Origin of the sequence: Microbacterium sp. NPDC057741 (assembly GCF_042798735.1) — a bacterium.
GTDB lineage: Bacteria > Actinomycetota > Actinomycetes > Actinomycetales > Microbacteriaceae > Microbacterium.
Genome location: NZ_JBHVJW010000001.1, coordinates 372223 through 389519, shown reverse-complemented (window position 1 = coordinate 389519; position 17297 = coordinate 372223). Strand labels below are relative to the sequence as shown.

16 protein-coding genes are annotated in these 17297 nt (G+C 69.4%); 11 read left to right on the top strand and 5 right to left on the bottom strand.

Translation table 11 applies throughout. The features are described 5' to 3' along the window. Window positions 1-109 precede the first annotated feature (109 nt). On the bottom strand, window positions 110-1150 hold the full coding sequence (gene zapE / locus ACFVDO_RS01925) for a cell division protein ZapE (protein ID WP_378858968.1): 1041 nt from the start codon (window positions 1148-1150) through the stop codon (window positions 110-112). 124 nt (window positions 1151-1274) lie between these two features. Between zapE and ACFVDO_RS01920 the strand changes: the two genes are divergently transcribed. Beyond that, window positions 1275-2171 (top strand): sulfurtransferase, encoded by an 897-nt coding sequence (locus ACFVDO_RS01920; protein ID WP_378858967.1) that lies wholly within the window; start codon window positions 1275-1277, stop codon window positions 2169-2171. 19 nt (window positions 2172-2190) lie between these two features. Continuing rightward, a complete protein-coding gene (locus tag ACFVDO_RS01915) occupies window positions 2191-2619 on the top strand; it encodes a SufE family protein (protein WP_378858966.1) in 429 nt (142 codons plus the stop codon). Between the two features lie 12 nt (window positions 2620-2631). On the opposite strand, the gene ACFVDO_RS01910 is transcribed toward ACFVDO_RS01915, so the two are convergent. Beyond that, the gene (locus tag ACFVDO_RS01910; RefSeq protein ID WP_378858965.1) at window positions 2632-3813 is read right to left on the bottom strand and encodes an alpha/beta hydrolase family protein; all 1182 of its coding nucleotides are present in this window, start codon (window positions 3811-3813) and stop codon (window positions 2632-2634) included. Between the two features lie 25 nt (window positions 3814-3838). On the opposite strand from ACFVDO_RS01910, the gene ACFVDO_RS01905 reads away from it, so the two are divergent. The 4 genes from ACFVDO_RS01905 (at window position 3839) to ACFVDO_RS01890 (ending at window position 9044) form a co-directional block, all read left to right on the top strand. Beyond that, window positions 3839-4420, top strand: a complete 582-nt coding sequence (locus ACFVDO_RS01905) for a DUF3000 domain-containing protein (protein WP_378858964.1) — start codon at window positions 3839-3841, stop codon at window positions 4418-4420. Next, a complete protein-coding gene (locus tag ACFVDO_RS01900) occupies window positions 4413-5612 on the top strand; it encodes a ribonuclease D (protein WP_378858963.1) in 1200 nt (399 codons plus the stop codon). Before ACFVDO_RS01905 ends, ACFVDO_RS01900 begins: the two co-directional genes overlap by 8 nt. A 73-nt stretch (window positions 5613-5685) precedes the next feature. Next, on the top strand, window positions 5686-6894 hold the full coding sequence (locus ACFVDO_RS01895; RefSeq protein WP_378858962.1) for a thiolase family protein: 1209 nt from the start codon (window positions 5686-5688) through the stop codon (window positions 6892-6894). Between the two features lie 11 nt (window positions 6895-6905). Further along, the gene (locus tag ACFVDO_RS01890) at window positions 6906-9044 is read left to right on the top strand and encodes a 3-hydroxyacyl-CoA dehydrogenase NAD-binding domain-containing protein (RefSeq protein WP_378858961.1); all 2139 of its coding nucleotides are present in this window, start codon (window positions 6906-6908) and stop codon (window positions 9042-9044) included. Window positions 9045-9104: 60 nt separating this feature from the next. On the opposite strand, the gene ACFVDO_RS01885 is transcribed toward ACFVDO_RS01890, so the two are convergent. The 3 genes from ACFVDO_RS01885 to ACFVDO_RS01875 are packed head-to-tail and all read right to left on the bottom strand — an operon-like array spanning window position 9105 to window position 13249. After that, a complete protein-coding gene (locus ACFVDO_RS01885) occupies window positions 9105-10727 on the bottom strand; it encodes a GMC oxidoreductase (RefSeq protein WP_378858960.1) in 1623 nt (540 codons plus the stop codon). Beyond that, window positions 10720-11628 (bottom strand): diacylglycerol/lipid kinase family protein, encoded by a 909-nt coding sequence (locus ACFVDO_RS01880; RefSeq protein WP_378858959.1) that lies wholly within the window; start codon window positions 11626-11628, stop codon window positions 10720-10722. Before ACFVDO_RS01880 ends, ACFVDO_RS01885 begins: the two co-directional genes overlap by 8 nt. A gap of 1 nt (window position 11629) precedes the next feature. Beyond that, the gene (locus ACFVDO_RS01875) at window positions 11630-13249 is read right to left on the bottom strand and encodes an FAD-binding oxidoreductase (RefSeq protein WP_378858958.1); all 1620 of its coding nucleotides are present in this window, start codon (window positions 13247-13249) and stop codon (window positions 11630-11632) included. Window positions 13250-13269: 20 nt separating this feature from the next. On the opposite strand from ACFVDO_RS01875, the gene ACFVDO_RS01870 reads away from it, so the two are divergent. From ACFVDO_RS01870 to ACFVDO_RS01850, 5 genes are all read left to right on the top strand, one after another. After that, window positions 13270-13878: a TetR/AcrR family transcriptional regulator gene (locus ACFVDO_RS01870; protein WP_378858957.1), complete on the top strand. Its 609-nt coding sequence runs from the start codon at window positions 13270-13272 to the stop codon at window positions 13876-13878. After that, window positions 13875-15335, top strand: a complete 1461-nt coding sequence (locus ACFVDO_RS01865; protein WP_378858956.1) for a glycerol-3-phosphate dehydrogenase/oxidase — start codon at window positions 13875-13877, stop codon at window positions 15333-15335. The genes ACFVDO_RS01870 and ACFVDO_RS01865 overlap by 4 nt, the downstream gene beginning before the upstream one ends. Before the next feature lie 62 nt (window positions 15336-15397). Beyond that, a complete protein-coding gene (locus tag ACFVDO_RS01860) occupies window positions 15398-16078 on the top strand; it encodes an SPFH domain-containing protein (protein ID WP_378858955.1) in 681 nt (226 codons plus the stop codon). A 43-nt stretch (window positions 16079-16121) separates the two neighbouring features. Next, window positions 16122-16793 (top strand): TetR/AcrR family transcriptional regulator, encoded by a 672-nt coding sequence (locus ACFVDO_RS01855; protein ID WP_378858954.1) that lies wholly within the window; start codon window positions 16122-16124, stop codon window positions 16791-16793. Further along, window positions 16790-17272, top strand: a complete 483-nt coding sequence (locus ACFVDO_RS01850) for a hypothetical protein (RefSeq protein ID WP_378858953.1) — start codon at window positions 16790-16792, stop codon at window positions 17270-17272. The genes ACFVDO_RS01855 and ACFVDO_RS01850 overlap by 4 nt, the downstream gene beginning before the upstream one ends. Window positions 17273-17297: the final 25 nt, after the last annotated feature.

Here is a 17297-nt window from a genome sequence, read left to right as displayed (position 1 = left end):
TCACTTTCGGGAGAAGAAGTTGAGGTTCAGTGTGGAACTGTCGCGTTTCCGCCGATCGCTCGCCGCGTTGCAGGCGTGTTACGAGCCACGCCCCCGTGTGAACGTCGTGTTACGCGGCGGAGTGGGTCAGCGCGTTCAGACGCGAGATCGCACGCAAGTACTTCTTGCGGTAGCCGCCGCCGAGCATCTCGTCGGCGAACACCTCGTCGAGCGGCGTGCCGGTCGCGACGATCGGGATCTGCGCGTCGTAGACGCGGTCGACGAACGCGACGAAGCGCAGCGCCTCGGACTGATCCGTCAGCACGTGCACGTCACGCAGGCCGATCAGGCTCAGCCCATCGATCAGACGGAGGTAGCGAGACGGATGCACCTGGGCGAGGTGTTTGATGACCTCGCCGAACTCGTCGTCGGATGCCGCTGCACCGACTGCGCCGTGTTCGATCGCAACCGCGAACGCCGCATCGTCGAGCGTGACGGAATGCCCGTCGATGGCGCGCTGACGGTAGTCGACGCCGTCGATGCGCAGGGTCTCGAAGCTGTCGGACATCGCCTGGATCTCGCGGAGGAAGTCCTGTGCGGCGAAGCGTCCCTCGCCGAGCGCGTTCGGCGGTGTGTTCGAGGTGGCGGCCAGTCTGGTGCCTGATGCCACGAGTTCGCCGAGGAGTCTGGTCATGACCATGGTGTCGCCCGGATCGTCGAGCTCGAACTCGTCGATGCAGAGCAGATCGGAGCCGCGCAGCAGCTCCACGGTGTTCTTGTAGCCGAGGGCTCCCACGAGAGCGGTGTACTCGATGAACGATCCGAAGTACTTCCGACGTGCGGGCATCGCATGGTAGATCGCCGCGAGGAGGTGGGTCTTGCCGACACCGAAGCCGCCGTCGAGGTAGACGCCGGGTTTGGTCTCCGGCACCTTCGGCGCCCGCCGGAAGAGTCCGCCGCGCTTCACCGGCTGCGCGGCGCCTCCGGCGAAGCCCATCAGCTTCTCCTTGGACTCCTCCTGCGAGGGATAGGCGGCATCGGCCCGATAGCTCTCGAAGGTCGCCCCGTCGAACTGCGGCGGGGGCACGAGGCTGGCCAGCATCTCGCTGCCGGTGACCACCGGCATCCGATCGGTGATGTGGACGATTCCGGTGCTGGTCGCCTGGGTCATTCGCGTGTAGACGTCTTTCGTAATCCGCATGCGCACTGCCGCGGGGAGGCTTATCGTCAAAGGGACGGCTCCACATTACGCCGTCTGCCCGAACCACCCGTTCGCCCGACCACAGGAGACCCTCGTGCCCATCGAGTTCGACACCAGTTCCGCCAAGTTCGCCGAGTACGCGGAGCCCGGCCGCCTCGTCACCACGGAATGGCTCGCGGCGCACCTCGGCGAGCCAGGGCTCGTGGTCGTCGAATCCGACGAGGACGTGCTGCTGTACGAGACAGGGCACATCCCCGGCGCCGTGAAGGTCGACTGGCACACCGAGCTGAACGACCCTGTGGTGCGCGACTACGTCGACGGCGCCGGCTTCGCCGAACTGCTCAGCCGCAAGGGCATCGACCGCTCCGACACCGTCGTGATCTACGGCGACAAGAACAACTGGTGGGCCGCCTACGCCCTCTGGGTGTTCTCGCTGTTCGGCCACGAGGACGTCCGCCTGCTGGACGGCGGCCGCGACCGCTGGATCTCCGAGGGCCGCGAGATCACCACAGCGCCTGCCGGCCGCGCCCGCACCGAGTACCCGGTGGTGGAGCGCGACGACTCCGTGCTGCGCGCCTACAAGGACGACGTCGTCGCCTTCATCGGCCAGGGCCCGCTGATCGATGTGCGCTCCCCCGAGGAGTACAGCGGTGAGCGCACCTCGGCTCCCGCGTACCCCGAGGAGGGAGCACTGCGCGCCGGCCACATTCCCACCGCGCAGAGCGTGCCGTGGGGCAAGGCGGTCGCCGAGGACGGCGGCTTCAAGACCCGCGCCGAGCTCGAGGCGATCTACCGCGACGGCGCAGGGCTGAAGGACGGCGACGCGATCGTCGCGTACTGCCGCATCGGCGAGCGATCCAGCCACACCTGGTTCGTGCTGCAGCACCTGCTCGGGTTCGAGAACGTGCGCAACTACGACGGATCCTGGACCGAGTGGGGCAGCGCTGTCCGCGTGCCGATCGCCACCGGAGCGGAGCCCGGCTCCCTCTGAGCGTGGGAGGATGTCAGGGATGACTGAGCACGTCCCTGACACCCTCGCAGAGTTCCGCGACGACTTCCTCGACCTGCCCGAGAGTGACCGGCTCTCGCTGCTGCTCGAGTTCGCCAACGAGCTGCCGGCGGTCCCCGCCGAGCTGGCCGATCACCCCGAGATGTACGAGCGCGTCGCGGAATGCCAGTCCCCCGTGTTCATCCACCTCGACGTGCAGGACGACATCGTGCACATGCACGCCACCGCACCGATGGAGGCTCCGACGACGCGCGGATTCGCCAGCATCCTGGTGCAGGGCCTCGATGGGCTGACGGCCGACGAGGTGCTCGCGATCCCGAACGACTACCCGCAGAGCCTCGGCCTGACCAAGCTGGTCTCGCCGCTGCGGATCGGCGGGATGACGGGCATGCTGATGCGCGCCAAGAACCAGGTCGTGCAGAAGCGCTGACTGTTCGCCGAGTCAGGAACCGATGAGCGCTGAGGTCCAGCCGGCGATCGCGGTCGTCCACGAGGTCTGGTCGTAGTTCCACAGCTTCGTGTGCCGGGCGACGGTGAACGTCGGCATGGTCACCAGGTCCGGCCGTTCTGCGGCCAGGGCGTGCGACGCGTCCGAGGGCACGAACCCGTCATCGTCGCTGTGCAGGATCAGGATCGGCACCGACAGCTCCGAGGCCCTTGCGACCATGTCCAGGCTGTCGAACGGGATCGCCTGCTCGGCACCGCCGAGACGCGCGGACCACGGGGTGGACAGCGCCTCCATCGCGAGTGCGGGCAGCGGCTCGCGGAGACCCGCCTCGCGCGCCTGGAAGCGCAGCACGGTGCGCCAGTCAACGACCGGCGAGTCGAGCACCATCCCGACGATGGCCTCACGGTGCGCCGAGTTGACCGATGCCTGCAGCACGATCGCCCCGCCCATCGACCAGCCCATCAGCACGATGCGCTCCGCGCCGTGCCGCAGCGCGTGCCCGATGGCGGCGTCGACGTCGAGCCACTCGGAGGCTCCGAGCGCGTACGAGCCACCACGGCTGCGGGGCGCCTCGCCGTCGTTGCGGTACGAGACGACGAGGGTGGGCATGCCGAGCGAGTGGAAGACCGGCACGGCGCGCAGGCACTCCGCGCGTGTCGTCCCGCGGCCGTGCACCTGGATGACCCAGGTACTGGATGCCGGGGAGCCGGATGCCGCGGCATCCGGAGCTGCGGGGAACAGCCATGCCGGGCACGGGCCGGCGGGCGAGCCGATCAGCACGGTCTCGTAGGGCATGTGCAGCTCGGCAGGGGTCGAGTAGTACCAGCCGCTGAAGGCGGCACCGCGGTCGACCTTCGCTCCGATGTCGATCTGGGTGAGCAGCTTGCGCCGCACCTTGCGCTGGTCGGCGCTGAGCACGGCGCCGAGCTTGACGTACCCGTAGGTGCCGGTCGTGAACAGCCCGTAGCGCCCCGGCAGCTCGGTGTCGGGGGTGCGGCGCAACTCGATCGTCTGTGCACCGGTGTCGACCGCGAGGATCTCGGTGTCCATGCTGCGGGCGCTGGGCGTGACTACCCGTCGTGCGGTGGCGAACACTGCGGCGACCGCAGCTCCTGCCGCGGCGACCGCGACCAGCGCGGGTACGGCGATCGCTACGGCGTGCCTGAGACTCTTCATCGCCTCCTGACTCTAGCCTGTTGCCGTGACCGCCCCCTCGGAATCCGCTGCGCTCTTCGACGCCGCTGCGACGCAGCTGCGCGAGATCGCATTCCGCTCGGACATCGTCGTCCGGGAGATCCCCTCACCGACCGGCCTCGCGCCCTTCTCGCTGGCCCTCGCCGCAGATGTGCGGCCAGATGATCACGGAGACTCGATCTACGGCACGGGGCGCTTCGTGCTGCTGTACGACCCCGAGGAACCGGCGGCCTGGGGCGGTCCCTGGCGCATCGTCGCCTTCGCGCAGGCGCCGCTGGAGCCCGAGATCGGCACAGACCCTCTGCTCGCCGACGTCACCTGGTCGTGGCTGGTCGACGCGCTGGAGTCCCGCAACGCCGTCTATCACTCCGCATCGGGCACTTCGACGAAGACCCTCTCGAAGGGCTTCGGCGGCCTCTCCGAGCAGGGCGACGGCGCCCAGATCGAACTGCGCGCCTCCTGGACTCCGGAGGGACCGGTCCGCCCGCACGCCGAGGCATGGGCGGAGCTGGTCGGTATGCTTGCAGGGTTGCCGCCCGGCTCTGAGAACGTCGCCGTGTTCGGCGCGAGAAAGGGCGGCCGTGGCTGACTATGAAGTGATCTCCGATCGCAAGGCCTTCGAGAAGGCGGCGGCACAGCTCGCCGAAGCGGACGGACCGGTCGCTGTCGACGTCGAGCGGGCGTCCGGGTTCCGATACTCCCAGCGCGCATACCTGGTGCAGGTCTTCCGACGGGATGCGGGAGTGTTCCTCTTCGACCCGCCGGCGATCGGCGACTTCGCCCCGCTTCAGGACGCCATCGGCGACACGGAGTGGGTGTTCCACGCCGCGAGCCAGGATCTCCCGTCGCTGCGCGAGCTGCAGCTCGAACCGGCATCCGTGTTCGACACAGAGCTGGCCTCCCGCCTGCTCGGCCACGACCGCGTCGGGCTTGCCGCAGTCGTCGAGGACACGCTCGGGATCACGCTGAAGAAGGAGCACTCCGCGGCCGACTGGTCCACCAGGCCCCTCCCCGACCCGTGGTTGGAGTACGCCGCGCTGGATGTGCTGCACCTGATCGACGTGGAGGACGCACTCCGGCTCGAACTCGCCGAGGCCGGCAAGACCGAGATCGCCGGTGAGGAGTTCGCGGCAACCCTCTCGCGGGCGCCGAAGCCTCCGCGCGAGGATCCCTGGCGCCGGCTCAGCGGCCTGCACAAGGTGCGCGGTGCGCGAAACCTCGCCGTCGCCCGCGAGCTGTGGACGGCTCGCGAGGAGTACGCACAGGAGATGGACGTCTCGCCCGGCCGGCTGGTGCCGGATCGGGCACTGCTCGCCGCTCTGCTCGGCAATCCGTCCAGCAAGCAGGCGCTCGCCGGCATCAAGGAGTTCAACGGCCGCGCGAGCAGGACGCAGCTCGACCGCTGGTGGAGTGCGATCGAGCGCGGTCGCACCACGACCGATCTGCCGCGTGAGCGTGTGCCCAGCGACGCGCTGCCCCCGCCGCGAGCGTGGGCGGATCGCAATCCCGAGGCGGATGCGCGACTCAAGGCCGCCCGCCCTGTGGTGGAGGCGACCGCCGAAGAGCTGCACATGCCCACCGAGAACCTGCTGACGCCTGACTATCTGCGCCGCGTGGCGTGGAATCCGCCGACACCGGCGCCTACCGCCGAAGAGGTGGGTGAGGCGCTCGGCGCCCTCGGAGCCCGGCACTGGCAGATTGAGCGGACCGCACAGAAGATCGCGGATGCCTTTGTAGAAGCAGGGCAATCGTCGGAAGCGGCCCCGGCCGAGGAATCGTAGATTCGATCCAACCGATTCCGTCGGCCCGCCTCGCCTTCCTAGGCTGGGAGCATCCCACAACACTGGAGGCAGAGTGGCCGAGATCTCGGACGTCTTCTTCGTCGACGGAGTGCGCACACCTTTCGGGCGCGCCGGCGAGAAGGGCATGTACTGGAACACCCGCGCGGATGACCTCGCCGTCAAGGCGACCATCGGACTGATGGAACGCAATCCCGGCGTCCCCGCGGACCGCATCGACGATGTCGCCATCGCCGCGACCAGCCAGACCGGAGACCAGGGCCTGACCCTCGGACGGTCCGTCGCGATCCTGGCAGGTCTCCGGCAGACCGTTCCCGGTCTCGCGATCGAGCGCATGTGCGCCGGCGCCATGACCAGCGTCACCACCATGGGCGCATCCATCGGCATCGGCATGTACGACTTCGCCCTCGCCGGCGGAGTCGAGCACATGGGTCATCACCCGATCGGCAGCAACGCCGACCCCAACCCGCGCTTCGTCGCGGAGCGGATGGTCGACCCGGGCGCGCTGAACATGGGTGTGACCGCGGAGCGCATCTTCGACCGGTTCCCGCACCTGACCAAAGAGCGGTCGGACCGCTTCGGCATGCTCAGCCAGCACAAGGTGCAGGCCGCCTACGATGCGGGCAAGATCCAGCCCGACCTGGTCTCGGTCGCCACCAAGGGCGCCGACGGCGCGTGGGGCCTGGCCACCGAGGACGAGGGCCGTCGCCCGCAGACCACGATGGAGGACCTCGCGAGCCTGAAGACGCCGTTCCGTCCGCACGGTCGTGTCACCGCCGGCACCTCTTCGCCGCTCACCGACGGCGCGACCATGTCGCTGCTCGCCGGCGGAGGGGCCGTCAAGGAGTTCGGCCTCACCCCGAAGATGCGGATGGTCTCGTTCGCGTTCGCCGGTGTGCAGCCCGAGATCATGGGCATCGGCCCGATCCCCTCGACCGAGAAGGCACTGAAGAAGGCCGGCCTCACGATCGACGACATCGGCCTGTTCGAGCTGAACGAGGCGTTCGCCATCCAGGTCATCTCGCTGCTCGACCACTTCGGCATCGCCGACGACGACCCGCGCGTGAACCAGTGGGGCGGCGCGATCGCTGTCGGACACCCGCTCGCGGCGACCGGCGTTCGTCTGATGATCCAGCTCGCGGCGCAGTTCGCCGAGCGTCCCGACGTGCAGTACGGCCTCACCGCCATGTGCGTCGGTCTGGGCCAGGGCGGCTCGGTCATCTGGGAGAACCCGTTCTTCGACGGCAAGAAGAAGCGCAAGTAAGGGCACGCACCATGACGAACTACGACGACATCGACTTCTCGCCGATCATGGCCCTCACCGAGGGCGAGGTCATCACGCACTCCCCCGTGCGCGACGTGCGACTCGCCTCGGGCAAGGTGCTCGCGCTGATCACGCTCGACAACGGCCGTGACCACACCCGTCCGAACACCCTCGGTCCCGCCACCCTGACCGAGCTCGGCGAGACGCTCGCCGGTCTCAAGGCGCGCGCCGCCGCGGGCGAGATCCAGGCGGTCGGCATCACCGGCAAGCAGTACATCCTGGCCGCCGGCGCCGACCTGTCCGACATCAGCAGGGTGGGCTCGAAGGACAACGCGCGCCTCATCGCACAGCTCGGCCACAAGGTGATCGGCTCGCTGAGCGACCTGGGCGTGCCCAGCTTCGCCTTCGTGAACGGCCTCGCGCTGGGCGGCGGCATGGAGATCGCGCTGAACTCCACCTACCGCACGGTGGATGCCTCGGCCGCGGCGCTCGCGCTGCCCGAGGTGTTCCTGGGCATCATCCCCGGCTGGGGCGGCGCGTACCTGCTGCCGAACCTGATCGGCATCGAGAACGCCCTCGAGGTGGTGATCTCGAATCCGCTGAAGCAGAACCGCATGCTCAAGCCTCAGCAGGCGTACGAGCTCGGCATCTTCGACGCGATCTACCCCGCCTCGAACTTCCTCGAGAACTCGCTGCGCTGGGCCGACACGGTCCTCGGTGGAAAGAAGGTCGAGCGCAAGAACGCCCCCGGCAAGATCGAGCGCACGGTCAAATGGCCGGTCGCCATCAAGATGGCGCGCGGCATGCTCGAGTCGAAGATCGGCACCGTGCCGAAGTCGCCCTACGCGGCGCTCGAGCTGCTCGACAAGGCACGCAGCGGCACCAAGGCGGAGGGTTTCGCCCGTGAGGACGAGGCGCTCGCCGAACTCGTCACCGGCGACCAGTTCGCCGCGTCGATGTACGCCTTCGACCTGGTGCAGAAGCGCGCCAAGCGTCCGGTCGGTGCTCCCGACAAGGCCCTGGCGAAGAAGGTCACCAAGGTCGGCATCATCGGCGCCGGTCTGATGGCCAGCCAGTTCGCGCTGCTGTTCGTGCGCAAGCTGCAGGTGCCGGTGCTGATCACCGACCTCGACCAGGCACGCGTCGACAAGGGCGTGGCGTACATCCACGAGGAGATCGGCAAGCTCGAGGCTAAGGGCCGTCTGGACGGCGACACCGCGAACAAGCTGCGCGGCCTGGTCACCGGCACGACCGACAAGTCCCTGTACGCGGACTGCGACTTCGTGATCGAGGCCGTGTTCGAGGAGGTCGGCGTCAAGCAGGCCGTGTTCGGCGAGATCGAGAAGATCATCGCCGAGGACGCGATCCTCGCGACCAACACCTCCTCGCTGTCGGTGGAGGAGATCGGCTCGAAGCTCGAGCACCCCGAGCGTCTGGTCGGCTTCCACTTCTTCAACCCGGTCGCGGTCATGCCGCTGATCGAGATCGTGAAGACGTCCTCGACCACGGAGGCCGCACTGTCGACCGCGTTCGTCGTGGCGAAGGGCCTCGGCAAGAACGCCGTGCTCACCGCCGACGCCCCCGGGTTCGTGGTGAACCGCCTGCTGGCCAAGGTCATGGGCGAGGCCGCGCGCGCCGTCTACGAGGGCACCCCGGTGGCCGACGTGGAGAAGGCGTTCGGTCCGCTCGGACTGCCGATGGGCCCGTTCCAGCTGATCGACCTGGTCGGCTGGAAGGTCGCCGCGCACGTGCAGGACACGATGGTGGCGCACTTCCCGGAGCGGTTCTACGCGAACGAGAACTTCCACGCCCTGGCCGACCTCGACCAGGTGGTCGAGAAGGACAAGGGCGGCCGCGTGACCGGGTTCACGAAGGCGGCGGACAAGCTCGTCAAGCAGGCCGCGGGCAGCGCCCCGGCATCCGCCGACGAGATCCTGCGTCGTGTGCAGGACGGCCTTGCGCAGGAGATCCGTCTCATGCTGGACGAGGGCGTCGTGCCCGAGGTCGAGGACATCGACCTGTGCCTGATCCTCGGGGCGGGCTGGCCGTTCATCGACGGCGGCGCGTCGCCGTACCTGGACCGTGAAGGAGCTTCGGAGCGCGTCTTCGGCGGCACCTTCCACACGCCGGTGATCCGCGGCATCGCCTGATCACGACGACAGGAGGGGCGGGAGAGGGAACATCCTCTCCCGCCCCTTCCGTATGAGCGGCTACTGCGCCGGCCGCGAGTCCGGCTCCCCTGCTGCCGGCCAGAACGACAGCGCGCGCTCCGCGAGCGCGGTGATCGTGAGAGAAGGGTTCACGCCGGGGTTCGCGGGCACGGCTGCGCCGTCCACGACGTGCAGATCCGGATGCCCCCACACGCGGTGGTACCCGTCGATGACACCCTCCTCCGGGCTCCTCGAGACGACCGCGCCGCCCAGGAAGTGGGCGGTCAGCGGAATGCCGAAGACCTCGGGCCAGGATCCCCTCGCCTCTGCCGGCACTCCACCGTCCTGTTCGATCCGCGCGGCGATCGCCTCCGCCGCACGGTGCGCCTGCGGCAGATGGCTGGGGTTGGGCTCGCCGTGCCCCTGTCTGCTCGTCATCACCAGGCGACCGAAGCGACGGCGCAGCGAGAGGGTCAGCGAGTTGTCGGCGGTCTGCATCACCAGCGCGATGATGCCGCGATCGCTCCAACGATGCAGCGAGCCCAGGCGCAGCTGCCGTACCGGATGCCGCAGGGCCCGGCCGATCAGGTGGCCGAGACGCCGGTGCAGCGGCACATCGCCGGGGACGAGGATCGTCGCCAGCGCGCCCATGAGGTTCGAGCCTGGACCATAACGCACGTTCTCGACGTGGGTGCGCTCGTCGACGTGGAAGGACGTGGTGATCGCGACGCCGCGGGTGAACTCCAGCGACTCCGGAACCCGCGTCGCGATCGCGCCGTCGAGCGCCTCGGAATTGGTGCGGGTGAGACGTCCGAGCGCATCCGACAGTCGGGGCAGCGCACCGGATGCCTTCATCCGGTGCAGCAGCTGCTGCGTGCCCCAGGTGCCGGCTGCGAGAACCACCTGCTTCGCCGTGACCGAGCGGCGGCCGTGCCGCAGCCAGGCGCCGCTGTTCTGCGTCGTGACGGAGAACCCGCCACCGCGCAGCGCCCGCACCTCGGTGACCGTCCGGAGCGCCTCGATGACCACGCCGCGGCGCTCTGCCAGAGCGAGGTAGTTCTTCATGAGGGTGTTCTTCGCGCCCACGCGGCAGCCGACCATGCAGTTGCCGCACAGCGTGCATCCGGTGCGGTCCGGTCCTTCGCCATCGAAGAACGGGTCCGGCACGCGCACGCCTGGTGTGCCGAGGAAGACGCCGACCGGCGCGCGGCGGAACGTGTCGCCCACGCCGAGGTCCTCCGCGGCTCCCGCCATGATCCGCTCGACCGGTCCGGTGTGCGGGTAGTGCTCGACGACGCCCAGCATCCGCTTCGCCGTCGCGTAGTGCGGCTCGAGCTCGGTCTGCCAGTCGGCGATGCCGGTCCACTGCCGATCGGCGAAGAACGCGGCACCGGGCTGGTACAGGGTGTTCGCGTAGTTCAGCGAACCGCCGCCGACGCCCGCACCGGCCAGGATCATCACGTCGGGCAGTCGGTGGATGCGCTGCACGCCGCGGCATCCGATCGCGGGTGCCCACAGATACCTGCGCACATCCCAGGACGTCTTGGCGAAGTCGTCGTCCTCGAAGCGGCGGCCGGCCTCATAGACCCGCACGCGGTAGCCCTTCTCGGCCAGCCGGAGTGCGGCAACGGAACCGCCGAATCCCGATCCGATGACGACGACGTCCTCGTCGAAGTCACTCATGACTCTCCTCTCCAGGAACCATCACCGTCAGCGCAGCCGGGTGCACGGTGATCGTGCACTCGCCCTCGCCGATCCTTTCGCCGTCCGCGTAGACGACGAGCCCCGGCGCGCGCACAGCCACCGAGCGGGCATGCCGGTGCGTCACCTCCGGCCGCTCCAGATGCCGCCCTCGGAGCAGCAGCGGGAACAGCATCGCCAGCCGGAACCGCCCGAGCGGCGCGACGTGGACGACGTCCAGCAGTGCATCATCCGGCGCCGCGCCGGCAGCCACCGGCATCCCGCCGCCGTAGCTCGCCGTGTTGGCGACCGCGATCAGGGTGCCGGGTCGCCGTGCGGGCTCCTCGCCGTCCGCCGTCATCGTGAAGTCCATCGGCCGCAGCCGCACCAGTTCGACGATGATCGCGAGGTAATAGCGCAGTTTGCCGCGCGGCCAGCGCAGCTGATTGGTGCGGTCGCTGACCTTGGCGTCGAAGCCGAGCGCGGCGACGGTGAGGAACGGGGTGCTTCCGGCGGGCGTTCGGATCTCGCCGACGTCGATCCTGCGCGCGACGCCGGTGAGGGCGAGTTCCGCCGCGGCAGCCGCATCGTGTCTGGGAAGCCCGAGCGCACGCGCGAGGTCGTTGCCCGTCCCGGCCGCGACGAGCGCGATTGGCAAATCCGTGTCGCGGACCGCCCCGAGGATGCCGGAGAGCGTGCCATCGCCGCCGACCAGGACCAGTACGCGGGGACGCTCAGCGATCGCCCGTGCTGCCAGTGCCGCAGTCTCCGTCGCGGAGCGACCGGCATAGGTCCGAACCTCGGCGCCGCGCGCACGCAGGTGCGCGAGCGCGGCATCCGCGGCGTCACGCCCCCGTCCTTTGCCGGCGTACGGATTGGCCAGCAGGGCGATGTGTTCGCCCACCTCAGGCGTCCCGCTCGGAGACCACGGCGCCCGGGTTGAGGATGCCGGTGGGGTCGAGCTCACGCTTGATGGCGCGCAGGATGCGCACCCCGGTCTCGCCGATCTCCTGCTCGAGCCAGGGGGCGTGATCGCGCCCGACGGCGTGGTGATGGCTGATCGTGCCGCCGCTGGCGATGATCGCGTCGTTCACGGCAGCTTTCACCCGCTGCCAGGCTTCCAACGGCTCGGTGCGCAGGCCGGCGAGCACCGTGAAGTACAGCGAGCCCCCGGTCGGGTAGATGTGCGAGACATGGCACATGATGTAGCTCTTCGCGCCCTCGGCGGCGAACCCCTCGCGCAGCGCGCTCTCGACGGCATCGCGGAGGCTCTGCAGGTTCGACCAGGTGGTCGCGGTCTCGAGCGTCTCGCAGAACACGCCGGCATCGAGCAGGGAGTCGCGCAGGTAGGGTCCGTCGAAGCGGCCCACGAGCCAGTCCTCGGCGGCGCCCTGCCCGGTCGACGTACCACCCGACTGGGTGAGCAGTTCCGCGGTGCGTGCACGGCGGCCGGCGATGTCGTCGCCCTCGTACACGGTGATGACGCTCGCGCCCTTGGCCAGAAGCTTGCCGATCCTGCCCACCTGCGCGAGGCTGACCGCGGTCTCGGCCTCATCGGACAGCCGGATCACGGTCGGACCGCCGCCCTGCTGCGCGACTCGGCGCAGGCCGTCGGCTCCCGAGGCGAAGTCGCGGAACGTCCACGCCTCGAAGACCCGCTCACGCGGCACCCGATGCACACGCACGCGGACCTCCGTGATGACGCCGAAGATGCCCTCGGACCCGAGGAACACGCGCACCAGGTCGGGGCCCGCCGCTGACCCGGGCGACCGCCCCAATTCGAGCTCGCCCGTTGGCGTCGCGACGCGGATGCCGGTGACCATGGTCTCGAACCGGCCGTAGCCTGCCGAGTTCTGCCCTGACGATCGCGCGGCCGCGAAACCGCCGATCGTCGCATAGCGGAAGCTCTGCGGGTAGTGGCCGAGCTCGTACCCGTGGGCGGCGAGGAGCGCTTCCGCGTCAGGCCCGGTGGTGCCGGCCGCGAGGATCGCCTCGCCGCTGACCTCGTCGAGCGCGATCAGCCCCGACATCCGGCGCAGGTCGAGGCTGATCACCGCACGGTGCCGGCCGCGCTCAGGGTCGAGCGCGCCGACCACGCTGGTGCCTCCGCCGAACGGGATCACGGCGAGGTCGCGCTCGGCGGCGATCGCGAGACACGCGACCACGTCGGCATGGCTGCCGGCGCGCACGATCGCGTCCGGGGCATTCTGGCGCAGCATCCTCCGGCGCAGCAGGTCGGGAGTCGACCTGCCCCCCGCGTGCCGCACGCGCGTTTCGAGCGAGACGTCGATGTGCTCGGCACCGACGACGGCGCCGAAGACGGCGAGGTCCTCCGCCGTAAGAGCGGATGCCGGGAGCACCACATCCGGCAGCAGGACAGCGGGCTCCGGACGGCGGATCCGCCCCAGCAGCAGAGGCAGCAGTGTGCGCACGGCGCGCGGGAGATCCTTCTCCTTGGCCGCGTCGCCCCAGCCGTTCCAGCGCATCGGCGCGTCTTCGGCGACTCTGCCGTTTTCGTCGATCATGCGTTACAGTGTGACACATTGTGGAAGAACGTCAACTCGAAGAGATCACTCCGGCCGTGGTGTTGCCGACCTGGGATGCCACGCAGAGCAGGGTCCTGGACGCGGCCGACGAGGTCATGGTGCGCCGCGGTGTGCACGACGTGACCATCGCAGAGCTCGCCCGCCGCGCCGAGGTCAGCCGCCCCACGATCTATCGCAGCTGGAGCGATGCCGACGATGTCGTCCGTACGGCGCTGCTGCGTCGCGCCGCCGGCATCCTGGCCCGCTTCCCCGCACGCGACCGCGACCGTGATGACGTCGTCGAGGACGTGCTGCGCTTCATTCGCCTCTTCCGCGGCGACGAGGTGTACGGACGGCTCCTCGCCGAGGAGCCTGAGGCGTTCACGCGCTACACGCTGCAGCGGGTCGGTTCGAGCCAGCGAATGATCATCGGCTGGCTGGCGCAGGCGATCGACGCCGCGCAGCAGGGCGGCACCGTGCGCAAGGCACCCGCGCAGGAGATCGCGGTGATGCTTCTGCTCGTCGCCCAGTCGGCTGTGCTCTCGCACGGCACGGTCGCCGAGCTCATCGACGAGGACGCCTGGGAGCGCGAGCTGCGCGCCGCACTGGACGGGCTGCTGCGACCGTGACCACCGCATCCGCCGATCTCAACGCCGAGCGGCGCCGGAGCGATCTTGAACGCGCGGCCGAGGAGACGGTCGACGTCCTCGTGGTCGGTGGTGGCATCACCGGCGTCGGCACCGCGCTGGATGCCGCATCGCGCGGTCTGAGCGTCGTGCTCGTCGAGGGCGAGGACCTCGCCTTCGGCACCAGCCGTTTCAGTTCGAAGCTCGTGCACGGCGGCCTGCGCTACCTCGCCACCGGAGACGTGGCCACGGCCAAGGAGAGCGCGATCGAGCGGCACCTGCTGATGACCGTGATCGCGCCCCATCTGATCCGTCCGCTCCCCCAGCTGCTGCCGTTCGCGCACGGCGTCACGTTCTCGCAGCGCTCCGCAGGCGCAGTGGGGATGCTGATGGGCGATCTGCTGCGGATGCGGGCGCACACGCCTCGGAAGACCCTGCCCGGCCCGAGGGTGGTGTCGGCGCGCACTGCGCAGCGGCTGGTGCCGGCACTCGCCGCACAGGGTCTGCGCGGCGGCATGCTGTCCTACGACGGTCAACTCGTCGACGACGCACGCCTCGTGGTGACCGTGGCGCGCACCGCTGCGAGTCTCGGCGCACGCATCCTCACCCGCGTGCGTGCGGTCACGGTGCGCGGCGACGGAGCGACTCTCGAAGACGTGCTCACCGGCGAGCGGCTCGAGATCCGCGCCCGGGCCGTGGTCAACGCCACAGGAGTGTGGGCCGGCACCCTCGATCCGGCTATCGCGGTGCGACCGAGTCGCGGAACGCACATCGTGCTGGATGCCGCCGATCTCGGGCATCCTGCAGCCGCGCTGACCATCCCTCATCCGGGTTCGATCAGCCGCTACGTCTTCGCTCTGCCGCAGCTGGACGGGCGCGTCTACGTCGGATTGACCGACGAGGATGCCCCGGGGTCGGTGCCGCGGGTGGCGGAGCCCACCGAGGCCGAAATCGAGTTCCTGCTCGAGAGCGTGAACCGGGTGCTCGCGCAGCCGATCGGGCGTGACCGGGTGCGCGGTGCATTCGCCGGGCTGCGCCCGCTCGTGGACAGCGGTGAGGGTTCCTCGGCCGACGTCTCGCGGAAACATCTCGTGGCAGCATCCGAACAGGGGTTCGTGTCGGTGCTGGGCGGCAAACTGACGACCTACCGACGGATGGCGGAGGATGCGGTGGATCTCGTCGCGCGGCTGCGCGGCCTGCCGCAGCGTCCGAGTCGGACGGCTTCTCTTCGGCTGGTGGATGCCGCGGTCACGCCGGCGGAGCCGCTGGTGGAGGGCCTGCCTGTGACCAGGGGCGACGTGGTCACTGCCGTGCGCTCGGAGCTGGCGCTCACTGCGGATGACGTGCTGGACCGTCGCTCGCGCATCGGGCTGGTGCCTGAGGAGCGATCGCGAGTCTTCGGGCCCGTCGCCGAGCTCGTCACCCGGACTCTGGCGGAACTCTCGGAGAACGCCGACTGAACAGCTCCTGATCCGGGCGCCTTTTGCATCCCAGCGCCCGCGCCGGCGGGCACAGTGGGGGCATGGACATGCTCCTGACCATGATGAGCGCCAAGGGGACGATGAGCCTGCTGAAGACGGGCACCATGTTCCTGACGGTCCTGCTCGTCGTCCCGGCCCTGCTGAAGCTCTTCATCGTGACGGTCGAGGAGGGATGGACGGCGATCCGCACGCGCAACGGGAAGCCGATCATCCGCAAGCCGAAGGGCGCCCCGGACGGCGCGGGTGAGGTCGTGGTGCTGCGGCCCGGATCGCACGGCGCGTTCCCGCTGTTCTACTGGTACAAGCTCGTGGACGTGCGCTGCCGCGCGACCGACCTTCCGGTGCGGGAGCTCACAGGCGCGAGCGGGCATCAGCACCGGGTGCACGCGTCGTTCGAGTGGCGACCGATCCCCTCCGGGCACGATCTACGGGTGTTCGAACTCGATGTGGTGAACGTCAAGGAGCGGGCGTCGAACCTGGTGAGTGCCGCGCTGCGCGATGCCGTCCGGCGGATCGACGGTGAGAATCTGCCGCACAACGACGAGGTCAGCACGCGCGTGCTGGCCGCGTGCGCGGACGAGATCAGGGGGGCCTGCGGCGTCGAACTCGTGCGGGTCATGATCACCGGCGACGCGCTCACCGATGGGTACCTCATGGCCGAAGCCCTCCGTTCCACGGATCGCGCGCCGGAGGCCGCGGCCGCGCTGCACGCGCTGAACTGAGTCGGGGGTATCGATGGTGGCTGTTGCGGGCTAGTATTTGAACATGTTCAGTTCTGAGCTCACTCCCAAGGCGGAGCAGACCCGCAGCAGGATCAAGGATGCAGCGATCACGTCGTTCATCGAGCGCGGCTATCCCGACACGACGATCCGCCTGATCGCCGCGGAGGCGGGGGTGTCGGTCGGCAACGCCTACTACTACTTCCCGTCGAAGACGCACCTGGTGCAGGAGCTGTACGAGCAGGTGCAGAGCGACCACGCGCGCATCGCCGTGCCGCAGCTGGACGGCGTCACCGGACTGGTCGATCGGCTGCGCGTCGTGTTCGAGACCGGGCTGGCGAACCTGGAGCCGTACAAGAAGGTGGCTCCAGGTTTCCTCAGTGCGATGATCGCGCCGGACTCCCCCATCAACCCGCTGTCGCGGGAGTCGTCGCCGTCCCGCGACCTGACGGTCGGCCTGATCCGGCGAGCGATCGACGGCGCCGATCATCGAGTCCCCGATGACATCGCGAGCCGGATGCCGGACACCCTGTTCGTGCTCTATCTCGGCCTCGTGCTGCGCTGGACGTACGACGACAGCGCGGACCACCGCAGTACGCAGCGGCTGCTCGACACGGCGCTGCGGCTCTTCTCCGTCGCGCTGCCGTTCCTGCGGATGCCGGGTATCCGCGGCGTCACCCGTGATCTTCTCGACCAGATCGCCGAGGTCAGGGCGTGAACATGCCGGTGCGGCCGAAGGAGCACGTTCCCGCGTTCGTGATCGCCTTGGGCGCCGTGTGGGTGATCACACTGGTCGGTGTGTGGGCGGCGTATGCAGCCGAGCGCCGACAGGAGGTGTCAATCTACTCCTGCGGGGGAACCGGCGACGGGCCGATGCTCTGCGGCGGGGATCTCTTCGCCTCACAGCTGGCCACCTTCCCACTCGTCCTGGCCGTGCCTCTCGGTATCGCCGTGATCCTGTTCAGTCCGCTCGGCTGCCTGCTCGGATTCGCCCTCGACCGCTGTCGCAGCGTCCTGCTCCACCTCGCCGCGTTCGCCGTTCTGGGCTTCGCCATCGGCGGCGTGTGGTGGGTGCTCTTCGGCGCGTGGTTCACGCCCGGCGGCTCCGGTCTCGCGGTCGTCGCGGCCATCGCAGTACCTGCCGGGTGGGCCGTCGCACAGGGCATAACGACGCACCGGGAAGGGCGGGTGCGGTGAGTGCCGATCTCCCCCGCACCAGGTC